Origin of the sequence: Pseudomonas sp. NPDC088368, from assembly GCF_044753445.1 — a bacterium.
In the GTDB taxonomy this organism is placed as follows: Bacteria; Pseudomonadota; Gammaproteobacteria; order Pseudomonadales; family Pseudomonadaceae; genus Aquipseudomonas; species Aquipseudomonas bambusae.
On the sequence record NZ_JBIVNG010000004.1, the window covers coordinates 109409 to 123597 of the forward strand.

Sequence of the window (14189 nt, forward strand, 5' to 3'; positions counted from 1 at the left end):
AAGTCATCGCAGGGGTTTACCGGACCGCCGAGCGTTTCTGGCCTGTTTTTTTGATCGAGCGTCAAGGGCCAGACGCCATGCGGTTGCCTGTCTGTTTTTGTGAGTTTTGAATCCATGCGCGTTCTGATCGCCGAACACGATTACCCCGTTTACACCGAACTCCTCCGCAACGCTGCTCCTGACCTCGAAGTGCTGAGCAGCGGCGATTCCGCCGAGCTGTCAAAAATGGCGGCTGATACACCGATCTGGCTGGGCCAGCCTGACTTGCTCGCCAACCTCCTGCGTCAGGGTCACAAGCCGCAGTGGCTGCAATCGACTTGGGCCGGGGTCACCCCCTTGCTCGCGCCTGGCCTCAACCGCGACTATCGATTGACCCGTGCCGTGGGCATCTTCGGTCAAGTGATGGCCGAATTCGTCCTGACTTACATGCTGGTGCATGAGCGCGAAGTGCTGGCGCGGCTCGTCAGCCAGGTCGAGCGCAAGTGGGACGACCGAATGGGCCACAGCCTGGCGGGCCGCAAGGCGCTGATCGTCGGCACCGGCGACATTGGCGTCAGCGTCGCGCAGTTCCTGCTGCCGTTTGGCGTGCAGGTGTCGGGCGTTGCGTCGACTGCCCGTGAACAGGCGCCGTTCGTGGAAGTTGGCTCGATGGACGATTTGCCACGTCTGGTGGGCGAAGCGGATTTCGTGATCAACCTGCTGCCGAACACGGCGCAGACCCACGATATCTATGACGCGAAGCTGTTCGCCCAATTCAAGCCGTCGTCGTTGTTCATCAACGTCGGACGCGGTGTGGCGGTGGTGGATGCCGATCTGGTCAATGCCTTGAAGGAAGGGCACTTGGCAGGCGCGGTGATCGACGTGTGCCGTCAGGAGCCCCTGCCGCAACGTCACCCGTTCTGGACCGCGTGGGGCCTGCTGCTGACCGGCCACAGCTCCGCGCCGACCTCGCCTCCTGCCATGACCCAATTGTTCGTCGAGAACCTGAAAGCGTTCAACGCGGGTGAGCCGCTGCGCGGATTGGTGGATTTCGCGAAGGGGTATTGAGGCTGGAGGCTGATCTGACCTCCCAAAAATGGATCAGGCGACACAAATGCGTCGACTGTAACGCCCATTCGCGAATGAATTCGCTCCCACAGGAGAGCAGCGGCGCCAAGATGTTTGTGGCCTGACGCCGATCCAACTGTGGGAGCGAATTTATTCGCGAAAGATGGATCAGGCGATACAAATGCGTCGGCTGTAAGGGCCTTACAAACTGAAATCCCCTTCAGCCGCCAATTCAGACACCGGACGGCGCGGGCTTGGGGTTTCGCGGGCTTGCAGGTACTCGGGCAGGGTCGATTTATCGCCTAGTTTGCCGATCGCCACCGCTGCGTGAATGGCGTAGCCCTCTGGAATCTTCAGCTCTTTGCGGGTTTTCTCCTGATCGAAGCCGGCCATGCCGTGGGTGTGCCAGCCGCTCAGGCTCGCTTGCAGCGCCAGGTGACCCCACGCCGAACCGGTGTCGAAGGTGTGCCACAGCGCAGGCGTCTCTTCAGTGGCGCCTGGTGCGGTGAAGGTGGTCTTGGAAATCACGATCACCAGCGCCGACGCGTGCTGCGCCCAGCCTTGGTTGAATTCCACCAGAAGGCTCAGAAAACGCTCCCAGTTCGGCGTGTCGCGACGTGCATACAGAAAGCGCCACGGCTGCGAGTTGTACGCCGACGGCGCCCAGCGTGCGGCCTCGAAGAAACTCAGCAGGGTTTCCTGCGGAATGCTCTCGCCGGTAAAGGCGCGAGGCGACCAGCGATCGGTGAATTGCGAATGAATGGCGTAGTCGGCAATGCGGGAGTTGTCGCTCATGGAAATTCCGGTCCTGAAAAAAGTGAAGTGACCGCCCGCCAGCGAACGTGGCGAACGGGATCAATCAGATGGGCCGTGGACGGCAGGCATCGTCGAAACAGGATGAGTCTGATGCAGGTGTCGCGAGGCTCATGGAGCCCGTATTCGCGAGGGCATAAAGCTACTGCGACAGCCTGACGCTGACAAGCCCGCGTGTACCGACAGTCGCCAGCGCTTGGCCCGCGTGCCCTGTGCCACTAGACTGGCGGCCTTTTCATCACCCGATACCGATTCCTTCGAAATCATGGCCGCCAAAGTCGAACCGTTCTGGATGCGCAAAACCCTCGATCAACTTGACCCGGTCGAGTGGGAATCCCTGTGCGACGGCTGCGGCCTGTGCTGCCTGCAGAAACTCGAAGACGAGGACGACGGCAGCGTTTACTACACGCGCGTCGCCTGCCAGTTGCTCGACCTGAACACCTGCCAGTGCACCGATTATCCGAATCGTCGCGCCCTGGTGCCGGATTGCATTCAACTCACGCCGGGTCAGGCCGATGAATTCAAGTGGTTGCCGCCCACCTGCGGCTACCGATTGGTCAGCGAAGGCAAGGACCTGCCGCTCTGGCACCACTTGGTGTGCGGGGATCGGGAGCAAGTGCACAAACAACGCATTTCCCAGTCAGGCCGGATGCTCAGCGAAAAGAGCGTCGCCGAGGACGACTGGGAGGATTACCTGATCTTCCGCGCTGGCTGAGCTGTTGTGAGCTAACCCCGATCCTAAAGCCTGTCGCAACAGGAGTGGTCTACTCGTGCGTTATCAACTGCCGCTGTGTGCTGTGATGCTTGCGTTTGGCCTGGCGATGTCTGTTCCGGCCAGCGCCGCGAAGAACGTCGATCTCGATTATCACGTCACCTTGCTGCCGCAGAGTGATCAGGCTGAAGTGCGCCTGACGCTGGAGCAGGGCAGCGCCGTGCGCAGTCTGGACATGAACCTCGGCCAGAAGGGCTACTTCAGTGACTTCACCGCCGATGGCCAATGGATCGCGGGGCCAGAAGGGCGCGGGGTGTGGAAGCCTGCATCGGGGAAGGCCACGCTGACCTGGCGTGTGAAAATCAATCGTCACGCCGCCGACGCAATGCCCGAAAAACCGCGCTACGATAGTCGCATGACCCCTGACTGGGCGTTGTTTCGCGGCGAAGACCTGGTGCCGCGCGCCCGCCTCGATCAGCAGGAAGGCGTGCATTTGCATGCGCGCTTGACCGTCGATCTGCCCACCGGCTGGAAAAACGTGGAAAGCTCATGGCCGCGCATTGGCAAGAACCGCTTCCGCATCGACAACGTGTCACGCCTGTTCGACCGGCCTACGGGCTGGATGCTGGCGGGCAATCTGGTAAATCGCCGTGCACACCTCGGCGACACCGACGTCACCGTCAGCGCGCCGAAAGGGCAGGGCATGCGGCGGATGGAGACCCTGACGCTGCTGACGTTCGTCTGGCCGAAGGCGCAGGCCGTCTTCCCGCGAATTCCGGGCAAGCTGCTGGTGGTGGGCGCGGCGGACGGCATGGCACGCAATGCCAGCGCCGGTCACGATTCAATCTACCTCAACAGCACCCGGCCACTGATCAGCGAGAGCGGCGCCAGCCCCTTGCTGCGCGAACTGGTGCAGGTGTTTGCGCGCATCCGCACCAAGGATCGTAGCGAATGGGTTAAGGCGGGCATCACCGAGTATTACTCGGTCGAGCTGCTGCGTCGGGCCGGGGGCATGAGCGAGGACCGGTATCAGGACTGGCAATCGATCATGACGCGGGTCGGGCGCAAGGTAACGACCTTGCGCGGCGAGCGGGTCGATGCGGCCATGACGACCCGTGCGGCGTTGCTGATGGAGGCGCTGGACCAGGAAATCCGGCGCAAGACCGACGACCAGAAATCGCTGGATGATGTTGCACAGGGGTTGATGCGAATGGGCGCGGTGAGCACCGAGGACTTCGTGCAGATCAGCGCGGGGGTGATGGGGGAGTCTTCAAAGGTGTTGGCAACGACGTTACTGCAGCAGTGAACATTTCCCTGTAGCAGTCCGGCTTGCCGACGGTTAATTCACAGACACCACAATTCATGAGCCTAATGCGATCAAACCTGTGGGAGCGAATTCATTCGCGAAAATGGGGCAGGCGATGCTGATGTATCGACTGCACTGGCCCATCGCGAATGAATTCGCTCCTCCAGTCATGCATTGCGGCGTGCCACGGAGCGTGGTGTTAAACGCCCTTCGGCCCTTTCACGGCATCGATGCTGTTGACCACTGCTTCTTCCGCCGCCACTTCGGCCTTGGTTTTCAGCTTGCTCAGTTCGGCACCGGCCTCTTGAATGCGTGCGCGGGCCACGTCCATCTCGCTGCGGCTTTTTTCCAGCAGCGACTTGGCCGAGCAATGCCCCGTGATGCCGCGTGCGAGGACTGCGCCGCCGATGGCCAGTTGCACTAACCCGAAGATGCCGCCACGGCGCAAACCCTTGCCCATCATCAACACGCCACCGGCCAGCGAGCCGATGCGCTCCCACCCCTGTACGTTTTGCTCTGGAAGGTCGTGAAGCTGACGATCGACGCGTTTAAGGATCGGGGTATCGCTCATGATGCGTTCTCCATGAAAGGTAAGGTCCCTAAAGCTGACTCTCAGGCGGGCAAACTGTTCAATGCGTTTGACGCCGGACGTTGATCAGGTACGGTCGGTTTCGCGACCGAATTGCGGGCCGGAGCGGGTGTTGTTGCCCTTGGCCATGCGGTCGTAAAGCACCACGTTGACGGTCGCTGCCAGGTTCATGCAGCCGGTGGTGGGGATGTACACCACGTCTTCGCACCAGTCACGAATCTCTTTGTCGAGGGAACCGTCTTCCGGGCCAAAGATATAAATCGCACGGTCCGGGTGGGTGTATTCAGGCAACGAACGGGCGCCTTCCACCAGCTCGACGGCGACAGGCACGCAGCCGAGGGGGATGATTTTTCTCAGGTCATCGATGCCGATCAGCGGGATGTCCTGATGAATTTTCTTGGTGTCCGTCACGAAATCCCGCGCCCGCTCGTAGCGTTTGCCTGTGTAAAACACCGAGGCCACGCCGTAACAGCCTGCCGCACGCATCACCGATCCGACGTTTTCCGGGGATTTAGGGTTGAACAAGCCGATGCAGGCATAGCGTTTGTTGGCCACGGGGGGAGATGCTCGTAAAAAAGGGGGCAGTTTCGAGGTTCGAGCTGCAAGCTGCAAGAAAAAGCAGTGAGCGGTGAACTCACGTGCAACGCTCTTGCTTGCAGCTTGCAGCTTGCAGCTTGCAGCTTGCAGCTTGCAGCTTGCAGCTTGCAGCTTGCAGCTTGCAGCTTGCAGCTTGCAGCTTGCAGCTTGCAGCTCGTGGCTTACGCGTCGTCGCCGTTTTTCATCAGGCCAGCCAACGCCGCAAACGGGTTGTGCGTCGCCTTGGCTGTTTTCGGGCTGCTGGTCGAGCTGTCCGAGAAATACTGCTGGTCGGTGTAACGCGAGTGTTCGTTGTCGTGGCAATACAGGCACAGCAGCTCCCAGTTGGAGCCGTCCTGCGGGTTGTTGTCGTGGTTGTGGTCGCGGTGATGCACGGTCAGTTCGCTGAGGCGCTTGCCGGCAAACTCACGGGCGCAGCGGCCGCAGACGTGCGGGTACATGCGCAGGGCTTTATCGCGGTACCCCATCTCGCGGTCGCGTTGAGCGTCGGCGAGGATGCGGTCGAGTTTGGATGTGTTGGTCGGGGTTCCCGAACTCATGGTGTCACCTGTGACGTGTGCTGTGGGCAATAGGGCGATTCTAGCGCTTTGCGCGCGCGTCAGCCTTTGAGTTTTTCCGCGATCCAGATCGTATGCCGTGTCCCTTTATTGCCGTGTGCGTAGACCTTGACCTCTTCGGCCTTGAACCCGGCCTTGCGCAGTTTGTCGCTGAACGCGGCGTCGGCGCTGGCGGACCAAACGGCCAGCACGCCCTTGGGTCGTAACGCGGTGGCGCAAGCGGCCAGGCCACCCGCCGAATACAGCCAGCTGTTCGCCTTTTGCGTCAGACCTTCAGGGCCGTTGTCGACGTCGAGCATGATCGCGTCGAAACCCTGAGGCTCGCTTTTCAGCACCTGCGCCACGTCCTGGACGACCACCTTGGCGCGCGGGTCCTGCAAAGGATTGCCCGATTTCTCACCCAACGGGCCGCGATTCCAATCGACCACACCGGGCACCAGTTCGGCCACCACCACTTCACCATTCTTGCCCAAGTGCTTGAGCGCCGAGGCGAGGGTGAAGCCCATGCCCAGACCGCCGATCAGCACCCGTGGCTGCAAGCGCGAGGCGACCTTCCTGCAAGGGATTTCCGCCAAAGCATCTTCGGAGCCGTGCATGCGCGTGTTCATCAACTGGCCGCCGTCGCCGCCCTGAATCTTGATCACGAAGTCTTCGCCGTACTCGAACAGGCACAAGGCGCCGCCGTTGTCGGGGATCGGGGTGGTGTCGAGCAGAACGAAACGTTTCATGAAAAACCCGGAGAAAGACGTGGCAGGGGCGCGGCGTGCAATTTGTCAGCGCACGAAGCGCTGAGCAGGCGTAGTCTGAGCGTCCCGACAGAAGATTGGCAGTGGAGGCCAACGATGAAGCGGTACATTCTAGCGGCGATTGCCGTGGCTGCGCTCGGTACATCTCAAGCATTTGCCGAGAGCTTGCAACCTGTCCTCACTGCGCCGGAACCCATTGCCGCCACGTCCGGCTCCCCCGGCACGGCCACGCCGACCCCGTATCCACAAGTGTCGCCGCCCAGCGTTCCCCGCGCAGGCGGGCAAGGCAATCCGCCGTTATTGCCAAAAATCCCCCAGCCAGGGCCGCCCAAAGACGATGAACCGCTGCCAGGGTTGCCGCCGCCTGCGAAGGCAAGCCCGTAAGTCGAACCGTTTATTCCTGCTGCGCCAACACCTGACCATCCATCATCCGCAACCGCTTGGACATGGCGATGGCGATGGCGCGGATGATTTTGGCGGCGACTTTCGGCGCTTCGTTGAGCATCTTGTCCAGCGAGTCCTTGCCCAGGTTCAGCAATTGGCATGACGTAGCGGCGATGCAACTGGCCGAGCGGCGTTCGCCATCCAGCACGGCCATTTCACCGAATGCCCGACCGCTGCGCAGAATCGCCGTTTCGACCGGTACGCCTTCGCCGTTGCGCTTTTGCACCGACACAGTGCCCGAATGGATGATGCACATGAATGTGCCCGCGTCGCCTTCGTTGAAGATCGCTTCGCCTTTCTCGATGCTGCTGATGCTGAAGTAACCTGCCGCCGCGGAAAAGTCCGCAGGGGTGAGCGCGAGGAACAGACCGCAGTCCATCAGCATCTCGCGGATCTCGTTGTTCAGTGATGAGGATGTCGGCATGGCATGTTCTTGTTGAGTGTTTGAAAAATGACCCGAAAAACGGCGCCGGGCGTTTCAACGCCCGGGAGCCTGATATGACAAAAGGCCTGCAAAGAGTTCCTCAGGCCAGCTGCAATACCTTGAAGATAAACCCGTATTCGAGCGCTACGTCACGCAATCCCTGATACCGCCCGCTCATCCCGCCATGCCCCGCGCCCAGTTCGGTCTTGAGCAGCAGTAGGTGGTCGTCGGTCTTGGTGTCGCGCAATTTTGCCACCCACTTGGCCGCCTCCCAATACTGCACGCGGCTGTCGTTGTACCCGGCGATCACCAGCATCGCCGGGTAGGCCTGCGCGCTGACGTTCTCGTAAGGCGCGTAGGCCTTGATCCGAGCGTAGACGTCGGGTTCTTGCGGGTTGCCCCACTCGTCGTATTCGGTCACGGTCAATGGCAGATCGGGGTCGAGCATCGTGTTGAGCACGTCGACGAACGGCACTTCGGCAATCGCGGCCTTGAACAGCTCAGGCCGCTGATTGACCACCGCACCAATCAACAGCCCCCCGGCGCTGCCGCCGCTGATCACCAGTTTTTCGGCCGACGTCAGATTTTCCGCAATCAGATGTTCGGCGCAGGCGATGAAGTCGCTGAAGGTGTTCTGCTTGTGCTCCTGTTTGCCGGTGCGGTACCAGACCTCGCCCAATTCGCCGCCGCCGCGCACGTGGGCGATGGCGAATGCGACGCCACGGTCCAGCAGGCTCAGGCGGGCATGGGAAAACCACGGGTCGAGGCTTTCGCCGTAGGCGCCGTAGCCGTACAAGTACAGCGGCACCGGCTGACCGGCCAGTTCGCGTTTGACGACAAGACTGATCGGCACCTGCGTGCCGTCGGCGGCGGTCGCCCACAAGCGCTGGCTGACGTAGGCATCGGCGTCGAACACCCCCAGAACCGGCGTTTCCTTGAGGACGACCTGGTCCCCGGTGGCCAGCGTCAATTGACGCACCTGGGGCGGACGGTTCAGCGATTGATAGCGCAGACGAATCTTGTCGCTCTCGAATTCAAGGGTGTCCTGCACATAGAGGTTGTAGGCCGCGTCCGGCAATTGCACGCGATAGGGCGGCAAACCCTGTGGGTGAACTTCGACAATGGGCAGGCCGCCTTCGCGCAGGCTCAAGGTCAAACCACGGGCGTTGAGGCTGAAACCGTCGAGCATCACGCTGTCGCTGTGGGGGATCAGCGTCTGCCAATCCTTGCGTTCCGGCACGCCGCTCGCCTGCTCAGGCGCGTGAAAGAGGGCGAAGTTGATGCCGTCCTGGTTGCTGCGAATCAGCCAGCTCCAGGCGCCGTCGATCAAACCATGGTCCACCGAATATTCATGGCCTTCGCTCCGGGGCGCAATGCACACGAACGGCTGGTCCGGCGTGCTGGCGTCGAGCACCCAGCCTTCCCCGGTGGTCTTGCTGTCCAGACCCAGCACCAACTGGCGCTCGGAGCTGGTGCGATAGCAATGCAGGAAGAAACGCCCGTCTGCCTCGCTGAACACCAGCTCCGCCGAGTCGTTACCCAGCTTATGGCGATAGAGCTTGTGCGGGCGGTGGGTGTCGTCGAGTTCGCCGAAGAACAGGGTCTGGCTGTCGTTGGCCCACGTCATGCTGCCGTCGCAGTCTTCGAAGGGCAGGGCGGTGACGTCGCCGCTGCTCAGTTCCTTGACGTAGAGCTGGTAGACCTCTTCGCCGCTGGTGTCGAGGCTGTAGGCCAGTCGATGGTGGTCCGGGCTGATGCTGAACGCGCCGAGGGAAAAGAAGCCTCCATTGGCCAGCACGTTCGGGTCCAGCAACAGCTCTTCGGCGTTTTCATCGACGGTCTGCGAATCGTCCGCCGGGCGCGGGCAGCGGTAGTGGCGGGCGTACTCGTCGCCTTCAGTGGTCCGGGTGTAATACAGATACGGCCCCCACGGGGAGGGCAGCGACAGATCGGTTTCAAGGATGCGGCCCTTGATCTCTTGAAACAGGGTTTCGCGCAGGGCCTGCTGATCAGCGAGTTGCTGTTCCTGATAGCTGTTTTCGGCCTTGAGGTAATCGAGGACCTCATCGGTGTCGCGATTCTGCAGCCAGGCATACGGGTCGGCGCCGTCGGCCTTGCGGGCAACGGGGGCGCGGGGAACAGTGTTGGAAGATGGCATGCGGGGCTCTCTCAAAAGTGAAACTGACCACTGCGACGGACGCCTGTGAAGAGGCGGTGGACCGATAACTGCAGCCGGGTAAGCCAGGCTGGCGAAAAGTCGTTATCATAAGCGCCTCCTTACCTGCCTTACCACGGACGTCATGACCGACAACGATTATCTGATTGCCTGGGGCCTTTACGCGTTCGCCGCGTTGGGCTGTCTGTTGGTGTGGTTCAAGCTGACTGGCTGGATGTGGCGCTACCTGCGCGAACCGCTGCGCGTGATCGGCGCGGTCCTGCTGTTCTGCCCGACCATCATCGACCCGGCGAAGGAGATCTACGCTCCGGCGCTGGCCATCAGCTTCCTGGACCTGGGGCTCAAAGTCGGCAACAACGTCTGGCGCGCCGCGCTCGATCTTTCCACCTATGGCGCTATCGCCTTGGGCCTTTACGTCATTTTCGCACTGATCCGTTTGCCGTTCCTGCGCAAGAAAAAAGCCCGTCAGGCCCATGCCGAAGCGGCTGCCGCACAGGCCGCTGCCGAGCAGAAGGCGCAGGAAACAGACGACGAGCCGTTCGCTTCGCCGGGCCCTTCGCGTTTTGCCAGCCCGGCAGCACCTGCCAACGGCGGTACTGTTGGCCGTCATCGGGTCGAGCCAAAGTTGTAACTGGTCGGCCAGCCGCTGACCCCATCGAGACCTGAGCATGTGTGAACTTCTGGGCATGAGTGCCAATGTACCGACCGACATCGTGTTCAGCTTTACCGGGCTGATGCAGCGGGGCGGTCGCACCGGTCCCCACCGCGACGGTTGGGGCATCGGCTTTTATGAAGGGCGCGGCCTGCGTCTGTTTCAGGACCCGGCCGCCAGCAGCGAGTCGGAAGTCGCGCAGTTAGTGCAGCGCTACCCGATCAAGAGCGAAGTGGTGATTGGCCACATTCGTCAGGCCAACGTCGGCAAGGTCTGCCTGTCCAACACCCATCCTTTCGTGCGCGAGCTGTGGGGCCGCAACTGGTGTTTCGCTCATAACGGCCAGTTGGCGGACTTTCACCCGAGCGCGACGTTCTACCGCCCGGTGGGCGACACCGACAGCGAAGCCGCGTTCTGCGACCTGTTGAACCGGGTGCGCGAGGCGTTTCCTGAGCCGGTCGAGATCGAACAGCTGCTGCCGACGCTGGTCCAAGCCTGCAACGAATACCGAAGCAAGGGCGTGTTCAATGGCTTGCTCAGTGACGGCGACTGGCTGTTTTGCTTCTGTTCCACCAAGCTGGTGCACATCACACGGCGCGCGCCGTTCGGTCCGGCACGGCTCAAGGATGTCGACGTGATCGTCGATTTTCAGGCCGAAACCACGCCCAACGACGTGGTGACGGTGATCGCCACCGAGCCGTTGACCGAGAACGAAACCTGGAATCGCTACGAGCCCGGCCACTGGAGCCTGTGGCGTCGCGGCGAATGCGTGGCCGAAGGCCAATCCTGACTGAGAGGGACCTATGCTGCGAAGCTATCTGCGACTGGTGTTGTTCACGGCAGGCCTGTTGATCGGCGTGCAGATTCCCGGCTTCATCAGCGACTACAGCAAGCGCGTCGAAGCGCACCTGATGGAAGCGCAGCAGAACATGCGGGGCTACAACGACACCGCTTCGCGCTTCTTCAATGGCGACGTGCAAGCGCTGATCCAGCATTACCGCAGCAGCGACGACCCGGTGTTCAAAGCCGATGCCAACAACATCAGCAACCTGCTGGGCCGCACTCAGGTACTCGACCGCGAGTGGATGGCGCTGCAAGGCCCGTGGTACATGCGCGCCTGGCACGTCCTGACCGCCGCCGACCCGGACATTCGCAACGAAACGTGGAATGGCTACACGTGGCAGGTATTGCTGTCGCCCGAAGTCATCGGCTGGGGTCTGATCTGCGCGCTGCTGTTCTCGCTGGTGATCGAAAGCTTCGTGCTGTTCATCGACTGGCTATTCGTGGGACGGCATCATGTGCGCAAGGTGAATCGGGACTGGCAATGAGCTAGCTCCCAGCACCGCCACACCTGTAGGAGCGAATTGATTCGCGATAGGCCTGTACATTCACAAGGGATCTGTCGGATGTACCGACGCCTCGCGAATGAATTCGCTCCTACAGGGATCATGGGGTGGTCGGACGAACGGGTTCTGCCGTTCACTTTTTCTTATCCCCTCCCTCCGCTTTTATTAGTTGGACGCCTCATCCACTCCCGCCCAAGAATGCGCCTACACATGACAGGCGTGTTTCAGCGCTGCAAAGCGATGCTTCCCACGCGTAGACTCAAGCCTCGTCCCCAACCTTCAGCCGCACAGGAGATCATCCCTTGGGCCGCCTGTTATTGAATTGTGATATCGGTGAAAGCTATGGCGCCTGGACCATGGGTCTGGACGCCGAGGTCATGCCGTACATCGACTGCGCCAACATCGCCTGCGGCTTTCATGCGGGTGACCCCAGCGTCATGCGCAAGACCGTGGCCTTGGCCTTGACCCACAACGTCACCATCGGCGCGCACCCGGCGTACCCGGATCTGGTGGGTTTCGGGCGTCGCTCGATGGCCTGTTCGTCGCAAGAGATTCAAGACCTCCTGCATTACCAGATCGGCGCGCTGGACGGTGTATCCCGCGCCCAAGGCGGCCGGGTGAGCTACGTCAAACCCCACGGCGCGATGTACAACGACATGATGGCCAACCCGGCGCAGCTGCGTGCGGTCATCGAAGGCATCGCCCGTTACAATGCCGAATTGCCGCTGATGCTGCTGTCGATGCGCGACAACAGCGGGGCGCAGGCCATTGCCGATGAGTTCGGCGTCAGCCTCTGGTTCGAAGCCTTCGCCGACCGCGCCTATGACAGCGCGGGGCGTCTGGTGTCGCGCAACCTGCCGGGGGCCGTACACCATGATCCCGAACATATCATCGGCCAGGCCATGACGTTGTCCCGTGGCGAAGCACTGATCGCCAGCGACGGCAGCGAATTGCTGCTCAAGGTCGATACCCTCTGCGTGCACGGCGACAACGCCAGCTCCATCGCGGCTGTGCAACGTATCCGTGAAGCCCTGGGGCAGACGTCCGCCTCATGAACCTGCGCATTGAAGTCGTTGCGATCGATTGCCTGATGGTGCGCCTGTTCGACGCCATCGACGAAGCCAATATGCCGTGGATGCTCGCCGCCAGCCTGCATCTGCGTAAAGGATTCGGTGCGCATTTGATCGATCTGGTGCCGTCGTACACCACGCTGATGGTGCATTACGACCTGATGGCGCTCAGCCCTCAACAAGCTCGCGAGGTGATCGCCCGAGCGCTGGAGGACCTGTCGCCGGACTCCGCCAAAGCTGGCCGACAGCATGTGCTGCCGGTCTGGTACGACCTCAGCGTCGGTCCAGAACTGACGCTGCTGTCTCAACGCAGTGGCCTGCCGGTGGACCAAGTGATTCGGCGTCACAGTGAGCGTGAGTACCAAGTGTTCGCGCTGGGCTTCGCGCCGGGATTCGCCTTTATGGGGCTGGTCGAAGAAATCCTCGCCGCCCCGCGCATCAAAACCCCGCGCAAACGCGTCGCGGCAGGCAGCGTGGGCATTGCCGAGCGCCAGACAGCGGCTTATCCCCTTGAGTCCCCCGGCGGCTGGAACATCCTCGGTCGCACCCCTGCGAAATTGTTCGACCGCGACATCGACGGCTACAGCTTGATGCAACCCGGCGACACCGTGCGTTTCGCGCCCATCGATCACGCCGAATTCATTCGCTTGGGCGGCGACGACACCCCACTGGAGGCCTTGGCATGAGCCTGTTGACGGTCAAAAACAGCACGCCGCTGTGCCTGCTGCAAGACGCCGGGCGTTTTGGCGTGCGTCATCTCGGCGTGACTCAGGGCGGCGCGCTGGACTGGGTGTCCATGGCGTGGGCCAACACGCTGCTGAACAATCCCTTGAATGCCGCCGTGATCGAAATCACCTTGGGTGGCCTGACGCTGGTCGCCGAATCCGACTGCTGCCTCGCGCTGGCGGGGGCCGATCTGGGTGCGATGCTCGATGACCGCTCTCTCGCGCCGTGGCGCAGCTTTTTCGTCCGCAAGGGCCAGCAACTGCGCTTCACGCAACCGGTTACCGGCGCTCGCGCCTACCTCGCCGCCCCGGGCGGTTTTGATGCCCTTGACGTGTTGGGCAGTCGCGCAGCGGTGGGAAGGGAAGGGCTTGGCGGTCTGGACGGCACGGGCAAAGCGTTGCGCGAAGGTGATTCGTTGCGTTACTCCGGCGCGGCATTCGAGCTGCACACGCTGCCCGATCACCTCATCCCCGACCTCACTGATAAGCGCCCGCTGGACGTCGTCCTCGGTGCACAAATCGGCCAGTTCAGCGGCCTGAGCCTGTTCGACGCCTTCAACAGCGACTGGACCCTCGACAGCCGCGCCGACCGCATGGGCCAACGCCTGCTAGGGCCGGAGCTGGTTTACCAGGGCAAACCGATGATCTCCGAGGGCATCCCCCTCGGGGCTATCCAGATTCCGCCGGATGGCCAACCTATCGTCCTGCTCAATGATCGCCAGACCATCGGCGGCTATCCGCGACTCGGCGCACTGACCCCGCTTTCGCTGGCGCGACTGGCGCAGAAACTGCCGGGGAGTCAGGTACGGATGAGGGCAGTGGTGCAGGACGTGGCGTGGCGGGAGCAGGTGGGATTTTTGCGTCAGTTTGGCTGATGCCGGCTTCAGTTGGCGCATGCGAACCCTGTGGGAGCGAATCCATTCGCGAAAGAAGGTGCAGACAACAGACAGGTGTCAGGTGTACTGGCCAATCGTCGGAATGCCGC

General features: G+C 61.7%; 17 protein-coding genes. 10 read left to right on the forward strand and 7 right to left on the reverse strand.

Annotated elements, in window-relative coordinates; genetic code table 11:
- The first annotated feature begins 114 nt into the window (after positions 1-114).
- A complete protein-coding gene (locus ACIQAL_RS09510) occupies positions 115-1047 on the forward strand; it encodes a D-2-hydroxyacid dehydrogenase (RefSeq protein WP_401144738.1) in 933 nt (310 codons plus the stop codon).
- Between the two features lie 201 nt (positions 1048-1248).
- Here ACIQAL_RS09510 and ACIQAL_RS09515 read toward each other — a convergent pair whose 3' ends face one another.
- Positions 1249-1842, reverse strand: coding sequence for a nitroreductase family protein (locus ACIQAL_RS09515; RefSeq protein WP_401144740.1), 594 nt, complete (start codon positions 1840-1842; stop codon positions 1249-1251).
- 283 nt (positions 1843-2125) lie between these two features.
- On the opposite strand from ACIQAL_RS09515, the gene ACIQAL_RS09520 reads away from it, so the two are divergent.
- Together ACIQAL_RS09520 and ACIQAL_RS09525 are read left to right on the forward strand one after the other, a co-directional pair.
- Positions 2126-2575 (forward strand): YcgN family cysteine cluster protein, encoded by a 450-nt coding sequence (locus ACIQAL_RS09520; protein WP_166597549.1) that lies wholly within the window; start codon positions 2126-2128, stop codon positions 2573-2575.
- Between the two features lie 85 nt (positions 2576-2660).
- Positions 2661-3878, forward strand: coding sequence for a hypothetical protein (locus ACIQAL_RS09525; RefSeq protein WP_401145301.1), 1218 nt, complete (start codon positions 2661-2663; stop codon positions 3876-3878).
- Positions 3879-4077: 199 nt separating this feature from the next.
- Here the strand turns inward: ACIQAL_RS09525 and ACIQAL_RS09530 are convergent, their stop codons facing one another.
- From ACIQAL_RS09530 to ACIQAL_RS09545, 4 genes are all read right to left on the reverse strand, one after another.
- Positions 4078-4449: a DUF2892 domain-containing protein gene (locus ACIQAL_RS09530; RefSeq protein WP_401144742.1), complete on the reverse strand. Its 372-nt coding sequence runs from the start codon at positions 4447-4449 to the stop codon at positions 4078-4080.
- 84 nt (positions 4450-4533) lie between these two features.
- Positions 4534-5022 (reverse strand): RNA methyltransferase, encoded by a 489-nt coding sequence (locus ACIQAL_RS09535; RefSeq protein ID WP_166597551.1) that lies wholly within the window; start codon positions 5020-5022, stop codon positions 4534-4536.
- A gap of 203 nt (positions 5023-5225) precedes the next feature.
- Positions 5226-5603, reverse strand: a complete 378-nt coding sequence (locus ACIQAL_RS09540) for a YajD family HNH nuclease (protein ID WP_341962875.1) — start codon at positions 5601-5603, stop codon at positions 5226-5228.
- 59 nt (positions 5604-5662) lie between these two features.
- Positions 5663-6349, reverse strand: coding sequence for a spermidine synthase (locus ACIQAL_RS09545; RefSeq protein WP_401144744.1), 687 nt, complete (start codon positions 6347-6349; stop codon positions 5663-5665).
- 114 nt (positions 6350-6463) lie between these two features.
- On the opposite strand from ACIQAL_RS09545, the gene ACIQAL_RS09550 reads away from it, so the two are divergent.
- The gene (locus ACIQAL_RS09550) at positions 6464-6751 is read left to right on the forward strand and encodes a hypothetical protein (protein WP_401144746.1); all 288 of its coding nucleotides are present in this window, start codon (positions 6464-6466) and stop codon (positions 6749-6751) included.
- A 10-nt stretch (positions 6752-6761) separates the two neighbouring features.
- Here the strand turns inward: ACIQAL_RS09550 and ACIQAL_RS09555 are convergent, their stop codons facing one another.
- Together ACIQAL_RS09555 and ACIQAL_RS09560 are read right to left on the reverse strand one after the other, a co-directional pair.
- Positions 6762-7235, reverse strand: coding sequence for a cyclic nucleotide-binding domain-containing protein (locus ACIQAL_RS09555; protein WP_401144748.1), 474 nt, complete (start codon positions 7233-7235; stop codon positions 6762-6764).
- 100 nt (positions 7236-7335) lie between these two features.
- On the reverse strand, positions 7336-9393 hold the full coding sequence (locus ACIQAL_RS09560) for a S9 family peptidase (RefSeq protein ID WP_401144750.1): 2058 nt from the start codon (positions 9391-9393) through the stop codon (positions 7336-7338).
- Positions 9394-9535: 142 nt separating this feature from the next.
- Between ACIQAL_RS09560 and ACIQAL_RS09565 the strand changes: the two genes are divergently transcribed.
- From ACIQAL_RS09565 to ACIQAL_RS09590, 6 genes are all read left to right on the forward strand, one after another.
- Positions 9536-10042 carry an MFS transporter gene (locus ACIQAL_RS09565; RefSeq protein ID WP_401144751.1) on the forward strand — a complete coding sequence of 169 codons (507 nt, stop codon included), beginning with the start codon at positions 9536-9538 and terminating at the stop codon, positions 10040-10042.
- A gap of 37 nt (positions 10043-10079) precedes the next feature.
- The gene (locus ACIQAL_RS09570; RefSeq protein ID WP_341962884.1) at positions 10080-10853 is read left to right on the forward strand and encodes a class II glutamine amidotransferase; all 774 of its coding nucleotides are present in this window, start codon (positions 10080-10082) and stop codon (positions 10851-10853) included.
- Between the two features lie 13 nt (positions 10854-10866).
- Positions 10867-11391 carry a DUF2937 family protein gene (locus ACIQAL_RS09575; protein ID WP_401144753.1) on the forward strand — a complete coding sequence of 175 codons (525 nt, stop codon included), beginning with the start codon at positions 10867-10869 and terminating at the stop codon, positions 11389-11391.
- Between the two features lie 320 nt (positions 11392-11711).
- Positions 11712-12464 (forward strand): 5-oxoprolinase subunit PxpA, encoded by a 753-nt coding sequence (locus ACIQAL_RS09580; RefSeq protein WP_401144755.1) that lies wholly within the window; start codon positions 11712-11714, stop codon positions 12462-12464.
- Positions 12461-13165, forward strand: coding sequence for an allophanate hydrolase subunit 1 (locus ACIQAL_RS09585; RefSeq protein ID WP_401144757.1), 705 nt, complete (start codon positions 12461-12463; stop codon positions 13163-13165). The genes ACIQAL_RS09580 and ACIQAL_RS09585 overlap by 4 nt, the downstream gene beginning before the upstream one ends.
- Positions 13162-14079, forward strand: a complete 918-nt coding sequence (locus tag ACIQAL_RS09590; protein ID WP_401144759.1) for a biotin-dependent carboxyltransferase family protein — start codon at positions 13162-13164, stop codon at positions 14077-14079. The genes ACIQAL_RS09585 and ACIQAL_RS09590 overlap by 4 nt, the downstream gene beginning before the upstream one ends.
- The last annotated feature ends 110 nt before the right edge of the window (positions 14080-14189 follow it).

Bases quoted from the DNA above. Each gene is read 5' to 3' on its own strand.
- ACIQAL_RS09575 (WP_401144753.1), top strand. From the start codon at position 10,867: ATGCTGCGAAGCTATCTGCGACTGGTGTTGTTCACGGCAGGCCTGTTG.
- ACIQAL_RS09550 (WP_401144746.1), top strand. From the start codon at position 6,464: ATGAAGCGGTACATTCTAGCGGCGATTGCCGTGGCTGCGCTCGGTACA.
- ACIQAL_RS09515 (WP_401144740.1), bottom strand. From the start codon at position 1,842: ATGAGCGACAACTCCCGCATTGCCGACTACGCCATTCATTCGCAATTC.
- ACIQAL_RS09565 (WP_401144751.1), top strand. From the start codon at position 9,536: ATGACCGACAACGATTATCTGATTGCCTGGGGCCTTTACGCGTTCGCC.
- ACIQAL_RS09540 (WP_341962875.1), bottom strand. From the start codon at position 5,603: ATGAGTTCGGGAACCCCGACCAACACATCCAAACTCGACCGCATCCTC.
- ACIQAL_RS09520 (WP_166597549.1), top strand. From the start codon at position 2,126: ATGGCCGCCAAAGTCGAACCGTTCTGGATGCGCAAAACCCTCGATCAA.
- ACIQAL_RS09530 (WP_401144742.1), bottom strand. From the start codon at position 4,449: ATGAGCGATACCCCGATCCTTAAACGCGTCGATCGTCAGCTTCACGAC.
- ACIQAL_RS09510 (WP_401144738.1), top strand. From the start codon at position 115: ATGCGCGTTCTGATCGCCGAACACGATTACCCCGTTTACACCGAACTC.
- ACIQAL_RS09545 (WP_401144744.1), bottom strand. From the start codon at position 6,349: ATGAAACGTTTCGTTCTGCTCGACACCACCCCGATCCCCGACAACGGC.
- ACIQAL_RS09525 (WP_401145301.1), top strand. From the start codon at position 2,661: ATGCTTGCGTTTGGCCTGGCGATGTCTGTTCCGGCCAGCGCCGCGAAG.
- ACIQAL_RS09555 (WP_401144748.1), bottom strand. From the start codon at position 7,235: ATGCCGACATCCTCATCACTGAACAACGAGATCCGCGAGATGCTGATG.
- ACIQAL_RS09585 (WP_401144757.1), top strand. From the start codon at position 12,461: ATGAACCTGCGCATTGAAGTCGTTGCGATCGATTGCCTGATGGTGCGC.
- ACIQAL_RS09590 (WP_401144759.1), top strand. From the start codon at position 13,162: ATGAGCCTGTTGACGGTCAAAAACAGCACGCCGCTGTGCCTGCTGCAA.
- ACIQAL_RS09570 (WP_341962884.1), top strand. From the start codon at position 10,080: ATGTGTGAACTTCTGGGCATGAGTGCCAATGTACCGACCGACATCGTG.
- ACIQAL_RS09560 (WP_401144750.1), bottom strand. From the start codon at position 9,393: ATGCCATCTTCCAACACTGTTCCCCGCGCCCCCGTTGCCCGCAAGGCC.